Annotated in this window: 20 protein-coding genes; 10 read left to right on the forward strand and 10 right to left on the reverse strand. The window is 56.8% G+C overall.

Translation table 11 applies throughout. From position 1 onward, the window contains the following. Nucleotide 1 precedes the first annotated feature (1 nt). Nucleotides 2-226: a CPBP family glutamic-type intramembrane protease gene (locus tag HBOR_RS20595; RefSeq protein WP_394295399.1), complete on the reverse strand. Its 225-nt coding sequence runs from the start codon at nucleotides 224-226 to the stop codon at nucleotides 2-4. A 215-nt stretch (nucleotides 227-441) separates the two neighbouring features. Between HBOR_RS20595 and HBOR_RS15485 the strand changes: the two genes are divergently transcribed. The 3 genes from HBOR_RS15485 to HBOR_RS15495 all read left to right on the forward strand — a co-directional run bounded on the left by HBOR_RS15485 (nucleotide 442) and on the right by HBOR_RS15495 (nucleotide 5454). Continuing rightward, the gene (locus HBOR_RS15485) at nucleotides 442-2124 is read left to right on the forward strand and encodes an acyl-CoA synthetase (protein ID WP_006055989.1); all 1683 of its coding nucleotides are present in this window, start codon (nucleotides 442-444) and stop codon (nucleotides 2122-2124) included. A 168-nt stretch (nucleotides 2125-2292) separates the two neighbouring features. Further along, on the forward strand, nucleotides 2293-5118 hold the full coding sequence (locus HBOR_RS15490; protein WP_006056193.1) for an aconitate hydratase: 2826 nt from the start codon (nucleotides 2293-2295) through the stop codon (nucleotides 5116-5118). A 60-nt stretch (nucleotides 5119-5178) separates the two neighbouring features. Next, on the forward strand, nucleotides 5179-5454 hold the full coding sequence (locus tag HBOR_RS15495; RefSeq protein WP_006056192.1) for a hypothetical protein: 276 nt from the start codon (nucleotides 5179-5181) through the stop codon (nucleotides 5452-5454). Nucleotides 5455-5458: 4 nt separating this feature from the next. On the opposite strand, the gene HBOR_RS15500 is transcribed toward HBOR_RS15495, so the two are convergent. The 4 genes from HBOR_RS15500 to HBOR_RS15515 form a co-directional block, all read right to left on the reverse strand. Next, on the reverse strand, nucleotides 5459-6565 hold the full coding sequence (locus HBOR_RS15500) for a hypothetical protein (protein ID WP_006056191.1): 1107 nt from the start codon (nucleotides 6563-6565) through the stop codon (nucleotides 5459-5461). A gap of 274 nt (nucleotides 6566-6839) precedes the next feature. Then, nucleotides 6840-9959: a PAS domain-containing protein gene (locus HBOR_RS15505; RefSeq protein ID WP_006056190.1), complete on the reverse strand. Its 3120-nt coding sequence runs from the start codon at nucleotides 9957-9959 to the stop codon at nucleotides 6840-6842. 159 nt (nucleotides 9960-10118) lie between these two features. After that, on the reverse strand, nucleotides 10119-11711 hold the full coding sequence (locus tag HBOR_RS15510) for a Na+/H+ antiporter NhaC family protein (RefSeq protein ID WP_013446600.1): 1593 nt from the start codon (nucleotides 11709-11711) through the stop codon (nucleotides 10119-10121). Nucleotides 11712-12046: 335 nt separating this feature from the next. Further along, a complete protein-coding gene (locus HBOR_RS15515; RefSeq protein WP_006056188.1) occupies nucleotides 12047-12325 on the reverse strand; it encodes a hypothetical protein in 279 nt (92 codons plus the stop codon). Between the two features lie 582 nt (nucleotides 12326-12907). On the opposite strand from HBOR_RS15515, the gene HBOR_RS15520 reads away from it, so the two are divergent. Beyond that, a complete protein-coding gene (locus HBOR_RS15520; RefSeq protein WP_006056187.1) occupies nucleotides 12908-13768 on the forward strand; it encodes an SDR family oxidoreductase in 861 nt (286 codons plus the stop codon). After that, entirely contained in the window at nucleotides 13761-14726 is a 966-nt protein-coding gene (locus tag HBOR_RS15525; RefSeq protein ID WP_006056186.1) for a patatin-like phospholipase family protein, read from the forward strand. The genes HBOR_RS15520 and HBOR_RS15525 overlap by 8 nt, the downstream gene beginning before the upstream one ends. 29 nt (nucleotides 14727-14755) lie before the next feature. On the opposite strand, the gene HBOR_RS15530 is transcribed toward HBOR_RS15525, so the two are convergent. Further along, on the reverse strand, nucleotides 14756-16117 hold the full coding sequence (locus tag HBOR_RS15530; RefSeq protein ID WP_006056185.1) for a dihydrolipoyl dehydrogenase family protein: 1362 nt from the start codon (nucleotides 16115-16117) through the stop codon (nucleotides 14756-14758). Nucleotides 16118-16231: 114 nt separating this feature from the next. Then, a complete protein-coding gene (locus HBOR_RS15535) occupies nucleotides 16232-16825 on the reverse strand; it encodes a MarR family transcriptional regulator (RefSeq protein ID WP_006056184.1) in 594 nt (197 codons plus the stop codon). A 218-nt stretch (nucleotides 16826-17043) separates the two neighbouring features. On the opposite strand from HBOR_RS15535, the gene HBOR_RS15540 reads away from it, so the two are divergent. Genes HBOR_RS15540 through HBOR_RS15550 form a run of 3 tightly spaced genes read left to right on the forward strand, consistent with a single transcriptional unit; the run spans nucleotide 17044 to nucleotide 20016 of the window. After that, nucleotides 17044-17652 (forward strand): TetR/AcrR family transcriptional regulator, encoded by a 609-nt coding sequence (locus tag HBOR_RS15540; RefSeq protein ID WP_006056183.1) that lies wholly within the window; start codon nucleotides 17044-17046, stop codon nucleotides 17650-17652. Then, on the forward strand, nucleotides 17649-19136 hold the full coding sequence (locus HBOR_RS15545; protein WP_006056182.1) for an MATE family efflux transporter: 1488 nt from the start codon (nucleotides 17649-17651) through the stop codon (nucleotides 19134-19136). Before HBOR_RS15540 ends, HBOR_RS15545 begins: the two co-directional genes overlap by 4 nt. Before the next feature lie 28 nt (nucleotides 19137-19164). After that, nucleotides 19165-20016 (forward strand): SDR family oxidoreductase, encoded by an 852-nt coding sequence (locus HBOR_RS15550; RefSeq protein ID WP_006056181.1) that lies wholly within the window; start codon nucleotides 19165-19167, stop codon nucleotides 20014-20016. 79 nt (nucleotides 20017-20095) lie between these two features. Here HBOR_RS15550 and HBOR_RS15555 read toward each other — a convergent pair whose 3' ends face one another. Continuing rightward, complete coding sequence (locus tag HBOR_RS15555; protein WP_013446602.1) at nucleotides 20096-20533, reverse strand: universal stress protein; 438 nt, start codon at nucleotides 20531-20533, stop codon at nucleotides 20096-20098. 393 nt (nucleotides 20534-20926) lie between these two features. Between HBOR_RS15555 and HBOR_RS15560 the strand changes: the two genes are divergently transcribed. Next, nucleotides 20927-21250: an ASCH domain-containing protein gene (locus tag HBOR_RS15560; protein WP_006056179.1), complete on the forward strand. Its 324-nt coding sequence runs from the start codon at nucleotides 20927-20929 to the stop codon at nucleotides 21248-21250. 65 nt (nucleotides 21251-21315) lie between these two features. Here HBOR_RS15560 and HBOR_RS15565 read toward each other — a convergent pair whose 3' ends face one another. Further along, nucleotides 21316-23100, reverse strand: coding sequence for a S8 family serine peptidase (locus HBOR_RS15565; protein ID WP_006056178.1), 1785 nt, complete (start codon nucleotides 23098-23100; stop codon nucleotides 21316-21318). Between the two features lie 326 nt (nucleotides 23101-23426). Between HBOR_RS15565 and HBOR_RS20655 the strand changes: the two genes are divergently transcribed. Continuing rightward, nucleotides 23427-23591: a DUF7576 family protein gene (locus HBOR_RS20655; RefSeq protein ID WP_006056177.1), complete on the forward strand. Its 165-nt coding sequence runs from the start codon at nucleotides 23427-23429 to the stop codon at nucleotides 23589-23591. Between the two features lie 16 nt (nucleotides 23592-23607). Here HBOR_RS20655 and HBOR_RS15570 read toward each other — a convergent pair whose 3' ends face one another. Next, nucleotides 23608-26268, reverse strand: coding sequence for a bacterio-opsin activator domain-containing protein (locus HBOR_RS15570; protein ID WP_006056176.1), 2661 nt, complete (start codon nucleotides 26266-26268; stop codon nucleotides 23608-23610). Nucleotides 26269-26524 lie beyond the last annotated feature (256 nt).

Below are 26524 nucleotides of genomic sequence, written 5' to 3' on the forward strand. Positions count from 1 at the left end.
GTTACCCCACATACTGCATTAGATACCGTGGAATACTGACGAACGCATAGATATCGGTCATTGCATGCGCGAGGATACATGTGAACAGATTCCGTCGCCAGACGTAGAGAAGCGTTGATAGCACTGCATTCACGCTGATCTGGAGCGCCCCACCGACGCCCAAAAAGGGATGTGAAAGAGTACAAAAAAGAGTAAAGGCACACGCTATCGGTCCGGTCGGGATCATCTTCGCAATCGGTGCCGCTCTTTCCAGACTGTTTGGTGGAGAGTAAGACGCTCGGATGGATTTCGATTGCGCTCGATGACGTATCGTATCGTATCGTATCGTATCGTATCGTATCGACCAAAACTATTCTCTCATCGTGTGGAATATACTTACGCCAGTACATTCTCCCAACCATAAGGAACAATTATGTGGGTGAGTGCTGTCAAGTGATCTGTATGTCGAATGGTCACAATTTGGTCGATTACGAAACGGAACGCGAGGCGTTTTCGTGGGACGACATCTACGCCGAGGCAGACTGGGATGCACCCGAGAAACTGAACATCGCACACGAGGTCGTTGATCGACATGCGACTGACCGCGAACGGGTCGCGCTCTATCAAGTAGACACCGACGGGGAACTCACCAAGATGACGTTCTGGGAGTTGGCAGACCGATCAAGCCAGTTCGCAAACGTTCTCGACAGACTCGGCGTCGAACAAGGCGACCGCGTCTTCTCGTACATGCCCCGAATTCCCGAACATTACGTCGCTTTAATCGGGACACTCAAACACGGCGCTGTCTGGGGGAGCGTCAACGAGCGGTTCGGTCCCGACGGAATCGCATATCGACTTGATGACTGTGATGCGAAGGTTGTCGTCACTACGACTGACAACCGCGAGACAGTCGCTGACGCACTGGACGATGCACCCGCAGTTGAGCACGTCATTACTGTGGACCGTGGTGGCGGTGCGCCTGTCGAGGATGTCGTCTTCAACACCGCGCTCGATGGCGCGAGCAAGGAGTACGAAGCCGCCGAAACCGGCGGCGAGGACAACGCACTGCTGTACTATACCTCGGGGACGACAGGTCTGGCAAAAGGCGTCCTCCACAAACAGCGTTGGGTGGCTGGCGTCGCGGCGACCCAAAAGTACGCCGTTGATCTCCAACCGGGTGACCTCTACTGGAGTACCGGCGATCTGGGCTGGCTAACGGGCGCTATCAACACGCTGGGTGCTTGGTTCTGGGGGACTTCGCTGTTTACCTATGAAGGCGAGTTCGATCCCACGGAGTGGGCCGATCTACTCGACGAGTTTCCCGTCACCGTCCTGTTCTCGGTTCCGACAGCCTACCGGATGCTTCGGGAGAAAGAGGACGTACTGGACGATGTCGATCTCGACCTGCGTCACGCGCTCTCTATCGGAGAACCGCTCAGCGCCGGTGTTGTCGAGTGGGGCAAAGAGAATCTCGGCGTCACGATTCTCGACACGTACGGCCAGACCGAGACCGGGAACATGATCATCAACAACTACCCGACGATGGAACTCCGCCCCGGGTCGATGGGGAAACCGCTCCCCGGCATCGAAGCCGACATCGTTGACCCCGATACCGGCGAGGTGTTGCCGCCGGGTGAGACAGGGGAAATTGCCGAACGCGGCGACTATCCGTGTTTCTTCGCCGAGTACTGGAACAAACCGGAGAAGACGGCGGCGTGCTTCGTCGAAGGCGACAGCGGTGAATGGTATCTCTCCGGTGACCTTGCATACAAAGACGAAGACGGATACTTCTGGTTCGAGGGGCGCGCAGATGACGTGATCCTCTCGTCGGGGTACCGCATCGGTCCGTTCGAAGTCGAAAGTTCGTTGGGCGAACACGAAGCGGTCGCGGAGTCGGCCGTGGTCCCGAAACCGCATCCCGAGCGGGGTAACATCGTGAAGGCGTATGTCGTCCTTAGCGAGGGAACCGAGCCCTCAGAGAGCCTCAAAGAGGACATCAAGAACAAGGTCAAGTCGGACCTCTCGGCCCACGAGTACCCGCGCGAAATCGAGTTCCGCGACGAACTCCCGAAAACGGTAACCGGAAAGATTCGCCGAACCGAACTGCAGGACGAAGCCGAAAACGAGACAGAAACGTCGTCCTGAGTCTCTTTTCTCATTTCCCTTCCCTTCCCTTCCCTTCCCTTCCCTTCCCTTCCCTTCCCTTCCCTTCCCTTCCCTTCCCTTCCCTTCCCTTCCCTTCGAGTACCCGGGTTATTCTCACCCGATTAGATTCGGCACGAGGTTGATACTGGTACTTGTCCAAGTTCTACTATGGCTGACACTGATCCGTTCGGAGCCGTCCGAGAACTCGAACTCGACGGCCGGTCGTACAAAATGGCGGACCTCACGGTCCTCGAAGATGAGGGGCTGTGTGATCTCGACAGTCTCCCAGTGAGTATTCGAATCCTTCTCGAATCCGTTCTCCGAAACGTCGATGGCGAGCAGATAACCGCGGCGGACGTTCGGAACACCGCAGCATGGAAGCCGGACGTTCCTGATACGGAGGTTCCGTTCTCCCCGTCACGGGTCGTTTTACAGGATTTGACCGGCGTTCCTGCAGTCGTTGATTTGGCCGCACTCCGGTCAGAAGTTGATCGAAAGGGTCGAGACCCGACGCTGGTCGAACCTGAAATTCCCTGTGACCTCGTTATCGATCACAGCGTGCAAGTCGATTATTTCGGCACTGGAGACGCGTACGAGAAGAACGTCGAACTGGAGTATGAACGTAATGCGGAACGCTACCGCGCTATCAAGTGGGCACAGAACGCATTCGAGAACTTCAACGTCGTCCCGCCGGGGACGGGTATCGTCCACCAAGTGAACTTAGAGCATCTCGGCCGCGTCGTACACGAACGAGAACGTGACGGAGCGGAGTGGCTTCTCCCGGACACGCTCGTCGGGACGGACAGCCACACGCCGATGATCGGTGGTATCGGCGTCGTCGGCTGGGGTGTCGGTGGTATCGAAGCCGAGGCGGCGATGCTCGGTCAGCCGATCACGATGAAACTCCCCGAAGTCGTCGGTGTCCGCCTCGACGGCGAACTTCCCGACGGAGCGACGGCGACTGATCTCGTCCTTCATATTACCGAGCAACTCCGCGACGTGGGCGTGGTTGACCGGTTCGTCGAGTTCTTCGGTCCCGGTGTCGAGAATCTCTCCGTCCCGGACCGTGCGACGATTGCGAATATGGCTCCGGAGCAAGGTTCGACGATCAGTGTGTTCCCCGTGGATGAAACCACGCTCGATTACCTCGAACTCACGGGCCGTGACCCCGAACACATCGAAGTCGTCCGCGAGTATCTCGAAGCACAGGGACTGTTCGGCGAGCAGGAACCGGAGTACACCGAGGTCGTGGAGTTCGACCTTTCAACGGTCGAACCCAGCCTTGCCGGCCACAAACGCCCGCAGGACCGCATCCCGATGGGCGACGTAAAACACAGTTTCCGGAGTCTGATTCACGGTGAGTTCGAGGACGAACTCGGCGATATCGACGAGGATGCGCTTCGTCGGTGGCTCGGTGACGGTGGCGGTGCAACTGCGGAGACTGACGGTGGCGATGTGGAGACACAGGCTCGTGGTGATGTACAACTGGATGATTCCGGTGGTACCGAGCTAGGTCCGCTGACCAAGCGAGTCACAGTCGAGTTGGATGACGAGGAGATCGAAATCGGTCACGGTGACGTTCTCGTCAGCGCTATCACGAGTTGTACGAACACGTCGAACCCGTCGGTTATGATGGCGGCTGGCTTGCTCGCCCGCAACGCCGTCGAGCGTGGGCTTGATGTCCCGTCGTACGTCAAGACGAGTCTGGCGCCCGGAAGCCGCGTTGTCACTGAGTACTTGGAAGCGTCGGGACTTCTCGACTCCCTCGAAAAACTGGGCTACGACGTGGTTGGCTACGGTTGTACGACCTGTATCGGGAACGCCGGTCCGCTTCCTGATCCAATCGAAGCAGCCATCGACACACACGACCTTTGGACGACGAGCGTCCTTTCGGGCAACCGCAATTTCGAGGCGCGTATTCACCCGAAGATTCGCGCAAACTACCTTGCGAGTCCGCCGCTGGTCGTCGCGTACGGGCTGGCGGGACGGATGGACATCGACCTCGAAACTGAACCGCTGGGGACTGACGAGAGCGGTGAGCCGGTCTATCTCGCCGACATCTGGCCGGATGCAGACGAGGTGCAGGCGGCGATTCACGACAGCGTCTCGCCGGACCTGTTCGCCGCGAAGTATGCCTCGGTGTACGAGGGCGACGAGCGGTGGGACGCACTCGATGCGCCGACGGGTGCAGTCTACGAGTGGGACGACGACTCGACGTACATCCGCGAACCGCCGTTTTTCACGGACTTCCCGCTGGAAAAACCAGGTGTTGCTGATATCGACGGTGCACGCTGTCTCCTGACGCTCGGGGACACCGTGACGACCGACCATATCAGCCCCGCGGGGCCGTTCGGTCCCGACCTTCCGGCTGGCCAGTGGTTACGAGACCACGGCGTCGAACCCCATGAGTTCAACACGTACGGCTCCCGCCGCGGCAACCACGAGGTGATGATGCGTGGGACGTTTGCGAACGTCCGCATCGAGAACCAGATGCTCGACGACGTTGAAGGTGGGTATACGATTCACCACCCGACCGACGAGCAGACGACCGTCTACGAAGCCAGCCAACGCTACCGCGAGGAGGAGATTCCACTCGTCGTGCTGGCAGGCGAGGAGTTCGGTACCGGATCCAGCCGTGATTGGGCGGCGAAGGGGACGGACCTGTTAGGCGTCCGTGCGACGATTGCGGAGAGCTACGAACGCATCTACCGGGATAATCTCGTCGGTATGGGGGTTCTCCCGCTCCAGTTCCACGGAAACGACTCGTGGGAATCGCTGGGTCTCGACGGAACTGAAGTATTCACGATTCGCGGACTAGCCGACGGGCTTGACGTCATGGACGAACTGACGGTTGTCGCCGAACGTGACGACGGTTCGACGGTCGAGTTCCCCGTCACTGCCCAAGTCGGGACGCCCGCCGCTGTGACGTACATCGAACACGGCGGGATTCTACACTACGTCCTCCGCCAGTTGCTCACTGAATCGGCGCACTAGTGGTCGCCGCACTCGTCACCATTCGGTGACACTGACCGCGACAGAGCCGGACGGCTCGCATTGGGTCTGGTTGTCGTTGGCGACGCCGCAGTCAACGTCTCTCTTATGGCCGATGTCGACGCGACCGTCGAGCAACCGGGCTACCGCGGCTATTGCGTTGCTCAGCTCGATGCTGGAATCGCACTCGGGTGGTTGTATCTGACGACCGATGCCCATCGACGGCTCGGCGGTCGTGGATTCACCTTTTATAATGCTCTCGTGACCGAGGAATGCTCACCGCGACCCGAGAATCAGTTGCCGATGACGGCGTTCGCATTCGGCAACCTAGCGGAGTGAGATATTACGCACCGGGAGCAGTTTCGAACAGCGCGTCGATCTTATCGAGCGAGGTGTCGGTCGGAGCGAGAACGTCGATCAGCGATTCGATCTCTCCTTCGGGGCCGAGATCGTCAACGTCCGAGGCGTAGCCGGTATTGTAGCTTTCGACGACGGACGCGAGAACGGCCGCCGCTCGTTGGGCTTCCTCAGCATCGTCGTAGTATTTGGGATGCATGTTTCTCGCGAACCCGGCAACGACCGATCCGAGTGTGGTTCGGTCGCCAGTCCCAGCGCGTTCCGAGACGCTGTCGTTGAGAGTTTCAGCGAGTTCTCGATAGGCCTTGACGTACGTTTCGTACGCTTGGAATCGCTGTTCGACGTATTTAGTTGCATTCACGGTCCATTGCGCTTCCCGTAGAGAGTCGGGCATCGACGACGGTACATCGACTTGGAACTCGATCTCACAGTCGTCTGGACTGTTCTCGGCGAGTTCTTCGCGACGGTCTTCGAGGACTTGAACGCACATAATCGCCGTAGCGACGGTGTTAATTTGCTCGCTGATCAGTCCGTGAATCGTATCGACCGGTCCGATAAACGACAGTACCGCGATTAGCACGTAGTAACTTCCGACGGCCCATTCACCGATTGTCCACGACGGAAGCGATCCGGTCACATAGACGATCGCGGCAGCGACAATCGGGAGCAAGATACCGGTCCAGCTTGTCCAGGTAATTTGTGTCCGTGTTCCGCCGAGCACACTCCAGAAGTACGAGCTGTTGTACCGATACGCGATAACGAGCGCAGCAAGAGCGATACCGAGCCACTGTGAAAGGCCGTTCAGGAACGTGATCGCGACGAAAGCGATGATAAAAATGAGTGCGGATGCTGCTGCAGAGGTAATGTGGGTGATCGGATTTCTCAATACGCCGACGTCCGATTGCAGATCGTCCGGTGCGAGTAACCCAAACAACAGGAACGTGCTCACGTTTATCCCAACGGTAATACTGACACTCACAATCGCGAACGCCCCCACTGACGGGTCAGTGACGAGCACGCCCAACTGTGAAATACCCTCGATCTCACCAAACTGAATCAGTCCTGCAACTGCCAGGAATAGCCCGACAGTCATCGACAAAACTCCTGCAAACACTGCCCTGCGACGGGGATACAGGTATCCAAACGCGATACCTTGCTGAAACCCATGTTCGACTTTTTCAGAGTACGACCGTGGCATCTAAGAGCGATAATTCATTCGATTTAATTAACATTTTGATTTGATAAGAGAGTTGCCGCCGGAACGTCAGCAAAATCACCTTCGTACGCAACGGTGGCGTGTAATTCTGGCTGGCGAAGTGTATTCGTTGACCTCCTCCCCGGCGTCGCCCGCTTGTGAACGTGAGTAACTACGAGTCCGTCTCGAACACGAACCGGGCACCGCCGTCGGTACCCTCCGCTACTGAGACAGTCCAGCCGTGCGCTCGTGCGATATCTGCGACGATAGACAGACCGAAACCCGTACCGCCCTTGTTCGAGGTGACGCCGTGCTCGAATACGTCCTCTCGTCGCTCCGGTGAGATCCCCTGTCCGTCGTCTTCGACGTAGAATCCCTCACGGTCGTCTAATCCACCAACTGTAATCGTCACGTCGGTTCCACCGTGTTCGACCGCGTTACGAAACAGATTCTCGAACAGTTGCGTTAGTCGTCCTGCATTACCAGCGACGACCGGGGCTTGGTCGCAGACCGTGAGCGTTGCTTGGCTGGTATCCACGTACCCCCACGCCTCTGTGGCGATGTCTGTGAGGTTAATCTGCTCTGTGTCCTCGATTAGCGTCTCCCCGCGCGCTAGCGTGAGCAAGTCGTCGATCAGTCGCTCGATACGGCTGTGTGCGGATTCTATCTTCTCGTAGTGAGTTGGATCGTCCGTCTCTTTAACGACTTCCAGAAATCCCGATGCGATAGTTAGGGGATTTCGGAGGTCGTGAGCGACAACACTCGCAAACTCGTTGAGACGTTCGTTCTGTCGCCGGAGCTCCTCTTCGCGGTCGGCCCGTGCCAGTGCCGCTTCGACGGTTGCACCGAGGATTCTGAATAAATCAACTTCCGTCTCGGAGTATCGCTGTCCGACGGTCGATCCCGTTGAGATGAGTCCGTGATCGCCTAACGGCACGTATATCTCGCTTTTTATCTGTGTGTTGGGGTTGTATACCGAGCTGCTTGTTTCGACATCGTCACAGACGTGTATCTCTCTCGACTCGAAAACCTCCCACGCGAGACTATCTCCTGGTGTAAACCGGGGTGACTCGGAGAACCGTTCCCGGGCGGCTGTCGTCTCAGTAATCGGAACAAGCGCATTCTCGCGGTCATCGTGCCGCCAAATACCAGTTATATCGAACCCAAGGACATCGACAGCCGCTTCGACGGCGATGTCACCGATTTCCTCACGTGACCGGGCAACGCTCAGTTGCTGTGCGGTTTCTTGGAGCGCTCGGAGTTGGTTCTCTAATCGCTTTTGTTCGGTCGTGTCGTCGAGAACAGCGATAATGCTCGTCACCTCGCCACCGGCTTCTGTAATCGGTGCAACTGAGAGCAAGAGGTCTAACCGTTCGCCATCTTTTGTCTGTCGCTGGATCTCTTTGCCTCGTATTCGCTCCCCACGTAGTGCTTGCTGTCGATGTTGCTTGAACTCCGATTGCCCCTCTTTGGGGACTATGGGGTTGAATTCTCCGACCACTTCTTCGCGCGACCAGCCGAACATCTGCTCTGCGCCGCGGTTCCACAGTAAAACCTCGCCGTCGCGGTCGATTTCCATGATCGTAAGCGGTGCGGCCTCGATAAGCGATTCCAACCGTTGGTTCGTCTGTTCGAGTTCAGTTCGGCTCCGGTCTCGCGATAGTTCCGAACTCACGAGCTCTGCCAGTAATTCGACGAACGTCCGTTCGAGTGTTCCGAACTCGGACTCTCGCGTCGTTGGGCTTGAAAAGTTGAGTGTTCCATATCGGTTCCCATCAACAACGAGTGGCACGCCGATATACGATTCAAGTTCAAACTGCTGGTACGCGGGGTGCGATGATTTCCCTGCTGAAATGGCGTCGCTGAATGCACAGACCGAATCTTGTGCGACGACCACCTCACAGTATGTCGATTCGAGGTCGAACCGGTCGCCAGTTTCGATACTTCCATCGGGAGTGTGAACCGAACGAACCGTGTATTTGTCGCCCTCAATTTTCGAGATGATTCCGATTTCGAGCCCGGTCGTCTGACACCCGACTTCCAGTAGTTCCGTCAGTCGGTCGTCCGTTGAGAGTTCGCTGTCTGCCATTACGGTTTGTAACTCCCGTAGTGCGTCTCGCTCTCGTTTGAGCTGGTTCCGTGCTTGACTCTGTTCTGTGACATCTCGCGCGACGACGAGCACTTGGCGATTCATCGTGCTTTGGAACGGTGTCAGTCGAACGTCGAACACCCGCCGCTTGGTCCCAACTCGTAACCCGAGTTGGAGATCGAAATCGTACAGTCCGGTAACTCCTCCGTCCCCGTCGATCTCTTGGAGCGTTTCCGTCACCGCACTCTTAAACTCCCGTGCATCCGAATCAGAGACTCGACTACTGACAATGCCGCTGAGGCGCTCTTCTTCGAGACTCTCACGACTCCGTTCTAACACGCGTGCTGCGGCGGAATTGGCGAACTGGATTCTGCCGTCTTCGTTGATGACGAACACGACATCGTGAATCTTCTGTAGAATAGCTTCGTTCCGTTCTAGCTCCTGTTGGCGTTCTCGTTCGTCGGTAATCTCCCGAGAGAATACGGTAAGTCCGTCTTCGTCGGGAAACGCGCGCACTTTGACCCAATAGTCGAACGGTTCTTCGAGGTATTGTTCGAACGAAATCGGCTCCCCAGTTTCCATCGCGGTCCGGTACTGTTCTTCGAGTTTCGTCCCGGTGATCGTGGGGAACTCTTCCCAGAGAACTGTTCCGACGACAGTCTCGGGATCACGGCCGACGCGGTCGGCCATCTGCTCGTTCATGTACTCGATGCGCCATTCGGTGTCCACAGCGTAGATAGCGTCGGCAGTCCGTTCGAGCGTCCGCTGGAAGCGATTGTTGATTCGTTCGGCTGCTCGTCGTTCCCGTGCGGCTTGTACGAGCGTTTGGATCCGGTGGACGAGCAGTTCGAAGTTGTCGCGGTCCGTGCGGATGGTGATGTAGTCGGTGATCCCGGCACGGGTTGATTCGCTCGCAACCTCCTCGCTTCCTTGCCCAGTAAAGAGAACTATCGGCAGGTCCTCGTCCTGCTGGCGAATCGATTCGGTGAGGTCGATTCCGGTTTCGTCGGCGAGTGAATAGGCCGTCACGACGCAATCGATTCGCTCGACAGACACCGTTTCCACTGCCGTGCGTGCATTCGTCGCGTGAATGAATTCGATATCGGCGTCGGCTTGGCAGAGCTTCGTCTGAACCAGTTCAGTGAAGTCCTCGTCAGTGTTCACGTAGAGAACACGAATCGGAGTGTCCGATATCCCGGCCAAACTAGTCACGATACCTGAATACTGTTGGGTGGTTAAGTAAGCGTTTTCCCCTCATGGTATCTGTTTCTCACTGCCGATTTTTGGGATGGGACTCGAAGCTATCTGTCGAGGGAACGACCTGCTCGCGCGGACTGGCAATAAAAAAAGTCGAGTGCTTTCTCAGTCGGACGAGGATCCGAACGTCGTCGGGACGTTCACGTCAGCGTGCTCGGAGAGGTAGTACGCGGCGACGAAGAGCGCGGCGACGCCAGCGACGAGCAGCACGAGCGGGCCGACTGTGTAGCCGAAGACCGTGAGCGAGGAAACGCCGTAGCCTCCCGCGAGGAACAGCCCCGTCGCAACTACCCCGCAGAGAAGCGCGTACGGAATCTGCGTGTTCACGTGGTCAACGTGGTCTGCTCCGGCGAACATCGACGACATAACCGTTGTGTCGCTGATGGGCGAACAGTGGTCACCGAACAGCGAGCCGGTGAGGATTGCGCCGGTCGCACCCGGAAGCGGCGCGCCGAGTTGGACTGCCAGCGGCACCGCGACCGGGAACATGATCCCCATCGTCCCCCACGATGTCCCGATGGCGAACGAGATGATCGCCGCGGAAATGAACACGACTGCGGGCAGCATCGGGGCCGTGATAATGCCCTGTGAGATACTGACGACGTACGGACCGACGCCAAGCGCTTCACTGACCGAGCCGATGGTCCACGCCAGCGAGAGGACGGCGACGGGGAACATGACCATTTTGAAGCCCTCGAAGATGGAGTCGCTCACCTCTTCGAGTTCGACGCGAGCGTGTCCCACGAGAATGGCGAGGAGCAACGCACACGCTGAGAAGACGCCCCAGAGAATTGCGTCCGCCGTGGCCGCACCCTTCAACGCTTCGACGGGGGCCTTTGACGGCCAGCCGCCGGAGTAGAGCAGGCCGAAACCGGTCACGGCCACGAGCGAGACGATGGGCACGGCGAAGTACCACCAGCGCGGATCGACGTGATCGGGCGTGTCGATGTCCTCTTCGCGCGTTTCGATGAGGGGGTCGGCGTCGTCGCCGAGGACTTTCCCTTCTTCTTTCGCGCGTTTTTCAGCCTGCTTCATCGGTCCGAAGTCCCAGTCCATCACGATGAGGATGAACACGAGGGTGACCGCCAGCAGGCTGTAGAAGCGGAACGGAATGCTTTGCAGGAACACCATGAACGCGCTCTGGTCGATGGAGCTGATGCTGTTGATCTGGTCTCTGATGAGACCGACCTCGAAGCCAACCCACGTTGAGACGACGGCGACGCTCACAACGGGCGAGGTCGTCGAGTCAAGCAGGTACGCGAGTTTCTCGCGGCTGATGTCGAACTGATCCGTGATCGGACGCATCACGGATCCCGTAATCATCGTGCTCGCATAGGAGTCGACGAAGATGAGCATCCCGAGAATGCCCGTCCCTAACTCCGCCTGCTTGCGAGTCTGGATGCGGGAGATGATACGCTGTGCCAGCGCGCTCATCCCGCCCGAGAGGAAGATCATCCCGAGCATTGCCCCCGAGAGGAACGTGAACAGGAGTAGCTTGCTGTTGAACGATGCGGTAACGCTGTTGATGACCATCTGGAGCGAGTGCGCCGCCCCCTCGATGGGGTTCCATCCCACTAAGATGGTCGCACCGATCCAGATGCCGGTGAAAAGTGAGAGAAGCACCTGCCTGCTTACCAACGTCATCACGATGGCCAGGAGCGCTGGCAGCAAGCTGATGATTCCGTATTCTGCAGCCATGACAAACGTTCGGTAACAAAGCATCTGTGTTAAGGTTTTACACTTATCGCGGAAAGAATAAAATAAATTACTGCTATTGTCCGATGTAACATGGTTGTTTTTAACACACATGGTGGTTCTCTTACTTCTAGATCATTCAGACATCTGCCATCTAACACAGCTATTTTTGCGCCTAAAATTTAATCACTTATGGGAATATCAAATAATATAATGAGTTTCCGTGGGTACTATGGATAATATCTGCAAAGTATGTTGCCATTATAAACAACTACAACTAAAGTAGTTGAATATCTACTTCGATACACACGACGGACATTCTCTTTTCTAGAGAGTACTTAGTTACTGCGCACAGCGGGTGCTCGGATTCGAGATTCTGGGAGCGGATTTACGCGTCCGTCTTCTTCCTCGCCATCGTCGCCGCTTTCTCTGTCTTCGTCTCCCTCGCCTTCGTTTTCTCCGTCTGCTTCGTCGTCTACTTCTCCATCATTTTCGTCTTCCTCACCATTCTCTTCGTCGTCTGGACCGGCACACCCTGAAAGTCCGACACCGAGAAGGGTCACACCGATTCCCCGAAGTAGTGACCGCCGGTCGTGCCAATTTAAGTGTTGTTTCATTGGCTTTAATCACCCCGTCCACCCATCTATACGTTCGGAAATCGGGTCCGTGCAGTCGTTCGAAAACGGTCTCCTCGGTCGATTGAACAGCAATTCGCTGACTGAGTATAGTATTGGCACTGTGTGAATACAATGGTGATCCCTGCTGAGTCAATTCTCCTTAGATGCGGTATCTGCAAACCGTGGCCCTCGTTGCAACACTCAGAAGTTCCATTACACGCATAGGAATATAACGACGGCTTGGTGATTCAGCCGTTAAGTGAGATGTGTTTAAGTAGGGTACAGGCGGTGTCTTTCGACCCAGTGAACCGCTATGCGACGTTAATCTCGATAGCAGCTATTCACTATATGTGTTCATCGGTTCTGTTCATTTTGTTCATTCATTATTGAATATCACTCCAGTGAACCGATTTTGTAGCTCTTGAGTGACGGATATCCACCCTACTCGTCTGTACGACTAGTGTATCTGAATGCGAGACTGTACATCGTTCCGGTAGACTCCGATTCGATTCCCGGTGTGTATCTGTATTACACACCCGGTGTATCACTATACGGCTCGTCCGCGTTAGCCTTTTCACGCATATGCCACACGAGTTCGACCTCACCGAACCGGAACTGACTGCCGACGATCTGCTCGTTCTGGAGGATCCGCACTTCGGTCCCGAGACCACGGCCGTCGTGACCGGTGCTGCGTCGGGCATCGGACAAGCGACTGCCGTCGCGCTCGCAGCAAACGGGCTCTCCGTCATCGGTGCCGATATCGACGACGATGGTCTCACAGAGACAGTTGACCTCGCTGATGACATCGCTGTGGCGGGGACGATACATCCAGTGACGACCGACCTCACTGACGACGCCGACGTGGAGGCGATGATCGAGGTTGCGGCCGATCAGGGAGAGCTTCGATACGTTGCGAACATCGCCGGAATGCAACATATCGCGTCGATTCCGGAGTTCCCTATGGAGAAGTACGATTTCATCGTAGACATCATGTTGCGCGCCCCGTTTTTGACCGCGAAACTAGCGATGCCGCACATCCGCGCGACTGACGACGGTGTCGGCGCTATCGCGAACATGTCCTCGGTACACGGCCACTACGCGACTCAGGACAAACCCGCGTATATCACTGCAAAACACGGTCTCGAAGGACTCACCCGCGCTATCGCTGCCGAGGGCGAAGGGACCCTTCGAGGATTCTCAGTCAGCGTCGGATACGTTCTCACTCCGCTCATGGTGAATCAAATCGAAGGTACGGCCGACGAACGAGGCATCTCCAAACGCGAGGTCGTCGAGGACGTGATGCTCGGGCAGGCCCGCACGAAGGAGATGATGACTCCCGCCGAGGTGGCAAACCTCTTCGTGTTCGGTTTCTCCGGACACGGCAAGCACCTCAACGGCGGCGATATGCTTTGGGACGGCGGCTACACGACGACCTATGAGTGAAAACGAATCAACGAACGTTGCCATCGCCTGTCAAGGCGGTGGCAGCCACACGGCGTTCACGGCAGGCGTATTGAAGGGGCTGCTCCGTGAGTGGAACAATGACCACGAGTTAGTTGGCATTAGCGGCACCTCCGGCGGAGCTTTCAACGCACTCGCGGCGTGGTATGGACTCGTCACGGCCGACGCGGACCGTTCTATCGAGCTTCTCGACGCGTTCTGGTCTGATATCGCTGCTGACACCGCCACCGATAAAATCACCAATGACTGGGTTGTTGGGATGTTCCGATTGGAGTCCAACGGGTTTCCACTCCCGCAACTCAGCCCCTACCAGACACCCGGCTCCGACCTCGGAAAAGAGCGAATCAGAGAGATACTCGAACGGCACATCGACTTCGATGAGATTCCGGATCTCTGCGACCGTGATGCACCAGACCTCGTGATCGGGACGGTCAACATCAACGCCGGCAAATTCGAGACGTTCAACGATGAAAACGTGACGCCGCAAGCGGTGCTCGCCAGTGCTGCCGTTCCGAACTTCTTCGAGGCCGTCGAAATCAACGACCACTTCCATTGGGATGGCCTCTTCAGTCAGAATCCGCCGATTCACGACCTGATGACCGGCGATGTCGCCAACAAGCCCGATGAGCTGTGGGTGATTCAAATCAACCCACAAAAGCGGCAGAGCGAGCCCACTTCACTCGATGAAATCGCTGACCGGCGAAACGAACTCTCGGGGAATATCTCGTTGAATCAGGAACTGCGGGCCGTCGAACGCGTCAACGAGTGGATCGATGAAGGGCACCTGCCCGAGCACTCGTTTAAAAAGACCGAAATCCATCGGATTCAGCTGGAACACGAATATCATTGCTCCACGAAGGTAGATCGAAGCCCGTCGTTCCTTCAGGAGTTGATCGATCTCGGTGAGCAACGAGCAGCGGAGTTTCGAAGTAGTAGGTAACGTGGCGAGAAACGAGATTTTTGATTGGATTAGTTCGGCACATCTCGGAACGCGGCCTCGACCACCTTGCTCAGCGTCGGGTGTGCGTGGATGGTTTCGGCAACGTCGGCGACGGAGAGGCCGTGTCGCATTGCGATGACGGCCTCGTGGAGCAGTGTCGATGCCTCATATCCGATGGCATGGCTGCCGAGTATCTCTCCGTCGGGTGCAGCGAGAACCTTCATGAATCCGTCCTCCAGTTTCTTGGCCCGACCCATTGCTGACTCGGCGAACGCCGCTCGGCCGACGACGTACTCTGTCCCCTCTTCTTGGAGGTCTTCTTCTGTCGCCCCGACACCGGCGATCTGTGGCTCGGTAAAAATCGTGTGTGGCATCGCCGAAAGGTCGATGGCTCTGTGTTCGCCGTGGACGACGTTTGAAACCGTGTGGCGTGTCTCGTAGTCGCCGGAGTGTTTGAATAGCGCATTGCCCGCGACGTCACCCTGCGCCCACACGTTCTCGGCGGTCGTCTCCAGATATTCGTTGGTTTCGATAAATCCGCGTTCGGTGACCTCGATACCCGCTGCATCTAGCCCGAGGTCGTCGCTGTTGGGTTGCCGTCCGAGTGCGACGAGTACTTCGCTCCCTTCGACGGTCAGTTTGTCTCCGGCCTCGGTCTCAGCGTGGACGGCATAGCCCTCACTGTGTTCTTCGACGGCGGTAACGCGGTGTCCGGTGTAGACATCGTGACGCTCGGCGGCGACTTTCGTGAACGCTGCGGCGATATCGCCGTCTTCACGAGGAACCAGCGAGTCCAGCATCTCTACGATAGTGACATCGGTTCCCATCGATTGCAGCGCGTATCCCAGTTCGACTGCGATGTAGCCTCCACCGAGAATAACGAGGCTTTCGGGAGTCTCTCGGAGGTTGAGGGCCTCCTGACTCGTCAGGTAATCGATGTTGTCGAGGCCGTCAATCGGTGGCACGATTGGGCGACTGCCGGTTGCGACAACGACCTTTTCGGCGGTGACTGCGTCGCCGTCGAGTTTGAGCGTTCGCTCGTCGACGAACTCGGTGTACTCTTTGAATAGCGTGAGATGCTCTTTCTCTCGGTACCGCGCTTCCATATCCTCCGCAATCCCGCCGAGCAAGTCGTCCATTTCGTCGATAACGGCGGCTTGATCAATTTCGTTGACGGTGGCATCGACGTGGAATTTCGCTGCATCTCGGACGCTATTTGCCGCATTTGCCGCCTGAATCAGCATCTTCGAAGGATTGCATCCTCGATTCAGGCACGTTCCACCGAGCGGTCCCGGTTCGACCAGCGCAGTGTCGAGTCCAGCGTCGGCCGCGGCCGCAGCGACGTTGTTGCCGGATCCGCCCCCGACGACGATAACATCGAAATCTGACATATGTTGGTAGCGATAACAGCTATGATAAAGAATCTCTGGCGGTTATTCATCTCGATTGCACGGGCGCGAAACGACTCAGCAACTGAAACAAACTCTCTGCGGTGTCAATCCGGCTTAGTCATCGGAAAGTGAATCCCAGAACACGTCTGGAAGCTCTTTGTCGGGGTTCCGTTCGAGGTAGTCTTGCTTGGTTAGATTCGCCTCTTCGATGAGTGCAGCGGCCTCGCCGGCCCAGACGTAGAATCCGAGCAGCGTCTGACGACGCATCCGGTCGAGATCCACAGAATGATACATATTGACCACGCCACCGTCTTCTCGGTTCAACTCCGACCGACGGAGGAGTCCGAGGTCAACCAATTTGTTCAGATATCGGGTCATTGTGCTTCGGTCGTACCCGAGCGTCTCAGCCACCTCGCTTGCCGAGAGTGGCCCGTCACCGATGACGTAGAGGCAGATGTCAAGCCCGGCTTTCGGGAGTCCGAAGGCCTGGAAAAGGACCTGTCTAATGTCCGGTGACTTGATGTTCATCTCACAGTCAGTCTTCTGCTGCATCGGTTCGCCGTGACAGGATATTGGTTTGTCACCCCGACCGAAGGAGAGAACGATGTTATCACAGGTCGCACACTCGAAGAGACCATATCGGCCCGACGAGAGATCGTACTGAACTTCCTCAGTATCCTCGGCGGACCAACTTTTTTGCTCAGACATTAGCGGACGGGGGCTCCACGTAGGGACATAATCATCAGATAACAAGATAAGTTTTTTCCACTGTCATTTATGTGGTGAATCACTGTCGGAGATTTCCTCATCCGGCGCGTTCTTGGAATGGGTGTCTGAGAACAAAACGTCTGGTAGCGGCCGTTAGACGCGTTGGAATCGGTGGTACCGAAAGCGCTTATACTGCTTGACTGAATATTCAATCAGGGATGCCGACAACCAGTCCATTTCTTGACTCGCCGGGGGGAACGCGGGAAGAGATCATACGTGCGACCTATCTTGCTCTCTGCGAGTACGGGTACGCCGACCTTACGATACAGCGAATCGGTGAGCAGTTTCCGAAGAGTAAATCGCTTATTTATCACCACTATGATGGGAAAGACGAACTGCTCCTCGATTTTCTCGAATTCGCGTTAGACCGTTTTGAGGGGCTGGTTCCCTTCGACGATGCGGACAGTGCGGGTGAGCATTTAGACTCGATTCTCGACCACGTGCTTGCGACTCCGCTCTCGCCCGAGCGCCGCCAGTTTGCAACGGCAATCGTTGAACTCAGGGGCCAGGCGGCGCACAATCCCCGCTACCGCGATCATTTCACGTGTCACGATCAGTTCTTTCACGATCAGATCGCCGCAATCATCGAGGCCGGAATCGAGGATGGCGAATTCAACGCCGTGAGTGCAGACGTGTTTGCGTGGTTTCTCGTGACCGTCATCAATGGAGCAATGACGCAACGGGTGACGAGCGACGCCGACACAACGGCGATGGTTCGCGCTCAGATTGACAGGTGTATCGGGACTGTGGTCGCGGGGGCGCGATGAGTGGACCACCCGGGCCGGGTCGCGCGGTTAACATTACTGACGGGCCGATTCTCAAGCCCTTGTTGTTTCTCTCGATACCGATTGTCCTTACGAACATGCTGCAGGTTGCGTACAACCTTGCGGACACGTTCTGGGTCGGCCGACTCGGTCAGGACGCAGTCAGCGCTCTTTCGTTCTCTTGGGCGATCGTTTTTCTCATCATCACACTTGCTGCCGGATTTACGGTCGCTGGCACGGTGTTGGTCGCTCAGAACAAGGGTGCTGGAAATCTTGACCGTATCAGCGACGTTGCCGGGCAGACAATCGCGTTCGTCGTCGCGTTGTCGGTCGTTTTCTCCGTCCTCGGGTACGTACTCGCCCCGTGGTTGCTCCAGTTGATCGGTGCAACACCGGGAACTGAGGTGTTTCGCCTCTCAATTACGTACACGCGAACGATGTTTCTCGGCATTCCGTTCGTCTTCGCCTTCTTCATCTTCCAATCGCTACTGCAAGGATGGGGTGACACTAAGACGCCGCTCTATCTGATGCTGCTTGGTGTCATTCTGAACGTCGTCATCGACCCGTTTCTCATCCTCGGCTTTCAGGATAATCTCCTGTTCGAGGTGACTGGTCTTACGACCCTGCAATCGAATCTCTACGCGGCGACGGAATTTGGCGGCTTCGGCGTACAAGGTGCCGCGATTGCGACAATCACCGCTCGCGGAATCGGCGCTGTCATCGCTGTCGGACTCCTGCTTTCCGGACGCGTTGGTATCCACCTCGCGCCGAGCGATTTCGTCCTGACGCGTGAGACCGTGAGTAAGATTTTCACTATCGGTGCCCCGGCCAGTATCGAGATGAGCACCCAATCGTTCGGGATCACCGTGATGACGGCACTCGTTGCACTCGCTGGTGCGGAAGCGGTCGCCGCATTCGGAATCGGGACTCGGATCACATCGCTCGTCGTCCTTCCTGCACTCGGACTTGCCCGTGGGACCGAGACGGCCGTCGGACAGAATCTCGGTGCCAAGCAGGCGGGGAGAGCGAAGCAGGCGGTGTTCGCCAGTGCGGGGATTATCGCCGGTGTGCTCGTCGTTATCTCCGTCCTCGTTTATCTCAACGCGGCGACCATCGTCAGTATCTTCATCACCGGTCAAGAGGCTGCGACTGTAATTGCTATCGGGGCGGATTATCTTCGTGTAGTCGGGGTTACCTACGTCTTTCTCGGAGTATTCTACGTCGTCCAAGGCGCATACCGAGGGAGCGGTAGCACGCGATTGGCTATGATTTTCGGCATCATCGGTCTCATCGTTCTCCGCGTTCCCCCGGCTTACGCGCTCGTCGCGTGGTTTGATATGGGTGCGATGGGTGTCTGGTACGGAATCGCGGCTGCGAACGTGCTCATTGTGGTGCTTTCCGGTGTCTACTTCCTGCGTGGGACGTGGACAGAGGGCGTCGTTGACCGCGAGCGCGGGGCACAAGAGGTGACACACGGTGGTGACTGAGCGAGCGAAATCGTCCGAGGGATCTGAGATGCGAATCCTCGTCACTGGTGCGACGGGGACGGTCGGCAAGCCGTTGGTTACCCGCCTCCTCGACACTCTAGCACAGGTCCGTGTCGCCACCACATCGCCGCAGACTGCCCGTGAGCGGTTCGGTAACGCTCCCGAGTATGTCGAGTTCGATTTCGAACGCCCAGAGACGTGGGGTTCCGCGCTCGAACAGATCAACCGGATGTTCCTTCTTTTCCCACCCGCTGTGGGCGTGACTCCGGTTCGTGAGTTTATCGATGCCGCCGACCGCGTTGGCGTCGGTCACGTCGCGTACCTTTCCATTCTCGGCGCGGAGAAACTTCCAGTGCTTCCACATCGCCGACTCGAAAAACATCTCGTGAGGGCCGATCTGGCGTACACGTTCCTCCGTGCTTCGTGGTTCATGCAGAACCTGAGCGGGATTCACCGCCCGGAAATCACAGCAGATGATGAGATATACATCCCTGCTGGTGATGGGAGACTGGGATTCGTCGATACCAGCGATGTCGCCGCGGTGGCTGCGACGGTTCTCACAGAAGCCGGCTACGAGAACCGGACGCTGGACCTCACGGGGCCGGAGTCGATGGACTTCGACGCTGTGGCCGCTGTGTTCTCGGACGTGCTGGACCGGCGAATCACCTATGCTGACCCCTCACGATTCGCGTTTGCTCGCCACATGTATCGACGCGGCGTACCCACCTCGATAATCGTGTTTATGGGTATCGAGTACTCCATCGTCCGCCTCGGAGTTTCCGGGCGGACGACCGATGATGTGGCGACTGTTCTCGATCGGTCTCCTCGTACAGTCCGCCAGTTTGTCACAGACCACGCGGAACTGTTTTCGGAAAACTAGCAGACCCTCGGAGTTTGGACTACCGTGGATAGCGAGACGGTTGCTCTCAGAAGCGCCTGTGGAAAATCCGACGTCGATTTTACTCGTCGGATCCGTTGACGTTCACCGTCAGGACGGGCACAGGTGCGTCGGCGACGACGCGGGCCGAGACGCTTCCGACCATGTTCTCTTGATAGTTCGAACCGTGCGTTCCCATCGTCACGATGTCGATGTCCTCTCTTTCGATGTAATCGATAATCTCCTCGGCGGGATTTCCGCGTCGGATGGCCGCCGTCGCTTCGACGTCGCCCGATTCGATTCGGTCGAGTGCGATGGTGGTGGCTTCTTCACCGGTCGCTTCGAGTTCGCTAACTACGTTGTCAACTACATCAGACGCGAGTGTGAGGAACGCGCGGTCGTCGATGACGTAGAGTATGTGGACGGTTGCGTCGTGACGCTGTGCGAGATCGAGGGTGTGAGCGTACACGTTGTCCATCGACTCGTCCCCGTCCGTGGGAAGCAGGATATCGTCGTACATCAGTTCGTCTGAACCTCGATTGTCCGGGGATAAGAAAACTGTCGTATGGTCTCGTCGGATGAGAACCATGACGTTTCATCACGTCAGCATATCGAATCTGGAAATAGGTTCGAGATCAAGCGATACACACGGCCCTCAATTCGATGCTCGCATTTGACGCGCTTTGTGTCGTTTTCGCCGTTGAAATTCTCAGATAGATCTGAGAAATCGAACTATCCCACGACAGTTATATTTATTGATATTTAAACTGCGCCGTAATTTATCTTTGAGTGATTCTATGCCACTGTACTGAGACAGTCGGGTCAGTCGCCTGCAGTAGCGCATGTCGCGGCAAGCGATGTCGCTCTCACTGCTGTGGATGGATTTTTGCTTCGGGCGGGCAAACGTGACGGTATGTCGAACATAGATGCGGACGACTTGCTCCCCAACGAACGCGTACAGCAGGCAGTCGTGAACGGCGACATCACCCAACTCACTCGTGGGGCGAGCAACCGCTACGCCGAAGAAGGCGACGCCTTCGATATCGACGGTGAGACGTTTACGATCACCAGCGTCGAGCATCGAACGCTCGGTGACTTCACCGACGAAGACGCAAAGCGCGAGGGATCTGAGTCGTTAGACGCGTACAAACAACGGATGAAACGCGTCCACCCCGGCGACTTCGAATGGGACGAAAGCAGCGAAGTGCTGACATACCGATTCGAGCGACAGCACTGATCGGACTGTATCTTGGGCAGAAGTAACCGATTTTGATCGAGAGCGGATTACAGGCGCGTTCGCTCTCACTCAGCAGTCACGAACGTGATGCGGTTGCCTTCGATCCGGTGGCCGTCGGGTGTTGTCACTGTCGCCACGGCGACGTACGTCTCGCCGTCATCGAGATCTTCGATGTCTTCATCGAATTCCTCGGGTTCGTCGGTGTCGAAGTCCTCGATATATTCCGCGTCGTCCCGGTCGCCCTTCTCCCAGCAGATGAAGCCGGGCGTCACCTCGTCGGCGTCGCCGAGCGAGACGACTTCACCGCGGAGTTCCGCCTCCTCGTGTTCAATGTCTGTGGGCGAGAGCGTCTTGACGACGGGTGCTTCTGCTGGTTCACTCGTGGAGAAGGCCACAGCCGACCCGGTAACGGTATCGTCGTCAGCCGTCGCGTACGCGCGGAACTGGTAGTCGGTGTCCGCCTCCAGTTCTTCAACTGTCGTCGTAAATGTGCCGGCCGACGATTCGCTACCGACCTCGACAGTGGTTGCCGAGTCGTGTTCCGCTCCATCGACCCAGTATTCGACGCCGACAGTCGCCGACGAGTAATCGCCAAGTCCGGTGAGGTCGCCGCCGAGCGTTGCACTGGTCTGGCTCACATCCGATGCGTTTGTCGTCACGACCTCGAACGCATTGCTGCCACCATCGCCACCGTCGCTATCTCCGAGTATGGCGGCTTTGGCATCGAGACGGCCAGCGCCCATCTCGTTCTGGTCGAGACCGATGTCCTCGGCTGTTTCCGTGAGGCGCTTGCGCGCTTCCGTGTTCGAAGCCCCGTTAGCCATCAAAACAGCGCCGACGCCCGAGACGTGGGGTGTCGCCATCGACGTCCCGGAAAAGGCTCTGTAGCCGCCGCCGATCACCGTTGACGTGATGTCGGATCCCGGTGCGGCGATGTCTACCTCCGGGCCGGTTGAGGAGAACTCGGACAGTTCGTCATCGATAGTCGTCGAACTCACGGCTACTACGTCGTCGTAGGCCGCGGGGTAGTGGATGCAGTCATCGCACGGCCCCTCGTTACCAGCGGCCGCGACGAGTAACACACCTTTGTCGTAAGCGTATTTGACCGCGTCCTCGATTACGGAGGAAGGGGATGTCGCCCCGATACTCATACTGAGGACGTCGTACCCTTGGTCGGCGGCCCACCGGATTCCCTCTGCGATGTCACCACCCGTTCCGCTGCCATCTCCGTTCAGTGCTTTGATTGCGTGGAGGGTGACACCCGGCGCAACGCCGACGACACCCTGTCCGTTGTTGACCGCGCCGATAGTCCCTGCACAGTGGGTTCCGTGGGTGTGATCGTCGTTCCACGGTTCCTCACCCCGGTCTGAGTCCACAACTGCGTATCCCTCACCGAGCGTCCGTGTGAGGTCGGGGTGAGTGCTTTCGATTCCAGTATCGAGAACCGCAACGTCCGCACCAGTGCCAGTTTCCCCGGCTCGAATGGTCGTGTCCGCCTCGACCTTCGTGCAACCCCATGGAAGCGACTGACCGAGCGTTTGGACCGTAACGTCCCGTTCAACGTAGCGAACGTCGTCTCGGCTTTCGAGTTCAGCCAGTGCCTCGTCACTGAAATCACCGACAACGGCCTTTCCGCGTTTGCCGAAGTCGATCTCTTTGTCCACGGCGTCGGCTCGCTGCCCCGCGACATCGACCCCGTACCGTGATTTCGTACCGACAACATGACGGGAGTTGTCCGATGTCTCTTGGGCTGATCCAGTACCAATGAATCCAGTGCTAGCGATGCCGATACCCACCGTCTTCAGCAGTGAGCGCCGCGAAAATTCAGTCGGGGTCTGTCCGGTTTTCATATCGCTATGCAGCACACAGAACCGCAAGGGCCTACTCTCGATATTGCCTTAGATGCGGTGCAGTTCGGGTTGGTACATATCGAGCGCTCGCTTCAACAGGTGGGCAAAATGAGGCCGCGGGGATACGCAACCGCGCCGATAAATGATAGAGAATATCTCTCACGTATTGCGTGGGCTCATCCCACTAGTCGAAATATATCGAGGGTGGACAGACCCGGTGTCGATACATATCGTCAGCAGCGGCATAGTCTAACGTCTCATGTATTCAGAGGGACGATGATGCACACCGGCTCAGTTGTGACTCACGGAAACGGGGATACAGCGTCATGACCTTCTGTGCGAACTGTGGTGACGTGATCGACAGGAGTGAGTGGTACTCGTTTGCTGCCCGGCGCGATGAGGACGGAGTCCTCCAGACCTACGCGTTCTGTTCGGAGCACTGCCGATCCGAATTCCTTGATGAACCGATAGCGGATCCGATTGACAATTGAGCGTGCGCGTGCTGACTTACCGGTCTCCAAACAGCGACACGAATAGTTTGCGCTCGGCTCCTCTGAGGTGATGATTGAACGTCGATTGGGAGATGCCGATTAGATCTGCGACTTCCTGCCCAGTGATCTCCCGCGGCTCTTCGAAAAATCCGCTCTCGTACGCTGTTCGAAGCACTTCGTACTGGCGTTCGGTCAGTTGCTCTTCGAAGGTCGTGATGAATTCTCGGTTCGTTTTCCGCGACCGTTCACGGTCTCGTCGGCTAATCAACTCCGTCTTGCCGTAGTTGTTCTCCAGCAGTTCGACAACCTCACGAACATCTGCAAACTGCGGAAGCTCAATTACCGCGTGTATCGTTGATTGGTCGGCCGTTATCTCCTGTGGGTACGTGCCGTAGTTGATAAGCGGTTGCGCAACGACGGACCCCGTGGTTGTTGCCTCGAATAACTGCTTTTCACCCGTTTGTCGGACGTGCGTGATCGACTCAATCGAGATGAACTCGTCTGCGACCGAGAGAATCTCCTCAATCGAGTCGGTTGCCACGCTGAACAGGACACGTGTTTTATTGCCGGGTTGTGGAATAACCGCCTCGAACTCGACGCTTGCGTTTGCCTTCCGGGCGATCCGATTCAAGACGCTATCTGATTCGTGAATCTTCAGTTTGATCTCAGTCACCTCGTCCGACATCGTCCCTCGTCGCCGCTGAATCCCGTTGATCGCGTAGGCGACGGTGCATCCTAACTCTTCGAGAACCTCCCTGACCAGTTCGTCGAACGCTGACTGCTGATTTGCGTACACCGTCAGTATCCCGTATCGGACGTCTTCGTACACGAGCGGGATGCTGATGACGGACTGGTACCCGTTAGTGAGGGCTTTCTGTCGCCAAGGTTCTTCCCGGAGATTGTCAGCCACGTTCGGGATCACCGTCATCGTCCCTGACGTCAGCGTTTGGACTGCTGGCTCGCTAGAGTCGTCGATGTCGAACGAGACCTGATCGAGATAGTCGCTTCCGTTGTTGACCCACGCTCGTGGGCTGATCGATCCAGAGATCGAATCTCGTTCGCCGATCCAGACGAACGGAAACCCCCCGCTTTCGTTCAGTTTCTCGCAGACGGCCTCTTCGATCTCCTCGCGTGACGCTGCTTGTATGAGCACCTGATCGATTTCTCGGATGATCTTATTGATCCAGTTGAGTCGTGTGAGCTTCCAGTTTCGATCTTTGAGCTTCTGATCTCGCTCACGAAGATCCATCTCGTGGTCTATCCGCTTGAGCGCGGCTTCAGTCGTTGCCGCTAGCATGCCGACGAGCTTGCGAGTATGCGTGTCGAACGATTCGACAGAACCGCAGAGCGTAACGAGGACGCCCCGGTCACCGATTGGGACAAAGAGACCGCTTTCTGCGTCTGTCCGCTGTGCCATCTCGAACGTTGCGTCGGTGGTTTGCAGATCTTCTACGAGTGCTGTGTCGCCACTCACGAAGACATCCCAGACGACCGAATCGGTGGTGTCGGGTCCGACAGATGGGTTCTCAGCGGCGCATTCAGCCAACTCCGGCGTCGCTGCGACCGGCTCTAAGACGTTCTGTGTCTCGTCTATACAGAAGATAGCGACGTGAGAGAGATCGAGGATCACTCTTCCGGTGTTGACGACGAGTTCGGCGACATCGGATTTGGTTTCGGTGTGGAGTAGTTGTCTGGTGGCGTGATGGAGCGTCGTGAGTATCTGTTCACGCTCTTTCCGATCAGCCGCGGTAATCCAGAGACCGATGATCGAACCGAGTTCGCCGAATGCGTCCCGTTCTCGCTCGCTGAGGCTGTGTGATTGACCGCGAAAAAGCGTCAATATCCCGTGGACGGTCGAACCGAAGATCAGCGGAACTGTAATGACGCTCTTGCGTTGGTCGTCGGACGTTTTGGTTTCTCCCGATACAGCGGCTAACTCTCCCGGGATATTCTGAAACTGCACCTCTTGGGTTCGGTTCGCCATCGCCAGCGGATCCTGCTCGCACAGTTTCTCGGTGGCTTCTATCGCGTCATCGAGTTCGTCTCTCTCACATCCCGCCCATGTGACTGGTGTGAACGTCCCGGCTTCTGAGCTGAAACTGCAAATCGCGGCAAATTCGTACGGCGACTCAGCGGTAAGACAGTCACAGATCGCTTGTTCGACTTCTTTATGGGTCGATGCATCGGTGAGCGGCGTGTTGATCTCTCGGATGAGTGTTTCAACTGGGTTCAGCGCCGCCGATTCGTTTCGTCGCTGAGCGAATTCCGTCTCGTGGTTTTTCTGCGTTACCGCGTATCGAATCGACCGCAGGAGTTGGTCAATGTCGATACGATCCTTGATTAAATAATCCTGTGCGCCGTTTTGGAGCGCCTGAATCGCCGTATCGCGCTCGCTCCGCTCCGCTAACACGATTATCGGCACCGCTGGTGCTTGAGATGCGATTCGGCGTGTCGTCTCTAAATCCTCATACTCTGGTAGACCGAGGGCAACCATCACGAGGTCGTACTCCGTCCCGGATAGCCGCGCCTCCCCCTCAGAAAGCGTCTCAGTATGTGTTACGTCGATAGATTCTGCTACACCCTGCAACTGAGATTTTCTGAGATAGTGCGTGATAAAGTGGGCGTCGTCCGGGTCTTGATCGATCAGGAGTACCCGAAACGTGTTTTCGTGTTCCATGCTCATCTTGAGAGTGATATTCCGGGATCGCTGTTCAGCTAACTCAACCGGCACCGTCGTCGTCGTTTTCGGTCCTTGACCGTTCCATCATCACCTTCGTCACCCTCTCGACCCCACGATTGGTAGCTGCGGTGTGGGTAGCTTCGCTTATATGTATATAAAGAGAGAATCTCTATCACGTTATGCACTCGCCGATGGGTTATCTGCCGAACCATGTTTTGGGAGATAACCCATTACTTGGCGAGTTCTGATTTCT

The organism is Halogeometricum borinquense DSM 11551 (assembly GCF_000172995.2).
Lineage (GTDB): Archaea > Halobacteriota > Halobacteria > Halobacteriales > Haloferacaceae > Halogeometricum > Halogeometricum borinquense.

Bases quoted from the DNA above. Each gene is read 5' to 3' on its own strand.
- HBOR_RS20595 (WP_394295399.1), bottom strand. From the start codon at position 226: ATGATCCCGACCGGACCGATAGCGTGTGCCTTTACTCTTTTTTGTACT.
- HBOR_RS15485 (WP_006055989.1), top strand. From the start codon at position 442: ATGTCGAATGGTCACAATTTGGTCGATTACGAAACGGAACGCGAGGCG.
- HBOR_RS15490 (WP_006056193.1), top strand. From the start codon at position 2,293: ATGGCTGACACTGATCCGTTCGGAGCCGTCCGAGAACTCGAACTCGAC.
- HBOR_RS15500 (WP_006056191.1), bottom strand. From the start codon at position 6,565: ATGACTGTCGGGCTATTCCTGGCAGTTGCAGGACTGATTCAGTTTGGT.
- HBOR_RS15510 (WP_013446600.1), bottom strand. From the start codon at position 11,711: ATGGCTGCAGAATACGGAATCATCAGCTTGCTGCCAGCGCTCCTGGCC.
- HBOR_RS15515 (WP_006056188.1), bottom strand. From the start codon at position 12,325: ATGAAACAACACTTAAATTGGCACGACCGGCGGTCACTACTTCGGGGA.
- HBOR_RS15520 (WP_006056187.1), top strand. From the start codon at position 12,908: ATGCCACACGAGTTCGACCTCACCGAACCGGAACTGACTGCCGACGAT.
- HBOR_RS15525 (WP_006056186.1), top strand. From the start codon at position 13,761: ATGAGTGAAAACGAATCAACGAACGTTGCCATCGCCTGTCAAGGCGGT.
- HBOR_RS15530 (WP_006056185.1), bottom strand. From the start codon at position 16,117: ATGTCAGATTTCGATGTTATCGTCGTCGGGGGCGGATCCGGCAACAAC.
- HBOR_RS15535 (WP_006056184.1), bottom strand. From the start codon at position 16,825: ATGTCTGAGCAAAAAAGTTGGTCCGCCGAGGATACTGAGGAAGTTCAG.
- HBOR_RS15540 (WP_006056183.1), top strand. From the start codon at position 17,044: ATGCCGACAACCAGTCCATTTCTTGACTCGCCGGGGGGAACGCGGGAA.
- HBOR_RS15545 (WP_006056182.1), top strand. From the start codon at position 17,649: ATGAGTGGACCACCCGGGCCGGGTCGCGCGGTTAACATTACTGACGGG.
- HBOR_RS15550 (WP_006056181.1), top strand. From the start codon at position 19,165: ATGCGAATCCTCGTCACTGGTGCGACGGGGACGGTCGGCAAGCCGTTG.
- HBOR_RS15555 (WP_013446602.1), bottom strand. From the start codon at position 20,533: ATGTACGACGATATCCTGCTTCCCACGGACGGGGACGAGTCGATGGAC.
- HBOR_RS15560 (WP_006056179.1), top strand. From the start codon at position 20,927: ATGTCGAACATAGATGCGGACGACTTGCTCCCCAACGAACGCGTACAG.
- HBOR_RS15565 (WP_006056178.1), bottom strand. From the start codon at position 23,100: ATGAAAACCGGACAGACCCCGACTGAATTTTCGCGGCGCTCACTGCTG.
- HBOR_RS20655 (WP_006056177.1), top strand. From the start codon at position 23,427: ATGACCTTCTGTGCGAACTGTGGTGACGTGATCGACAGGAGTGAGTGG.
- HBOR_RS15570 (WP_006056176.1), bottom strand. From the start codon at position 26,268: ATGGAACACGAAAACACGTTTCGGGTACTCCTGATCGATCAAGACCCG.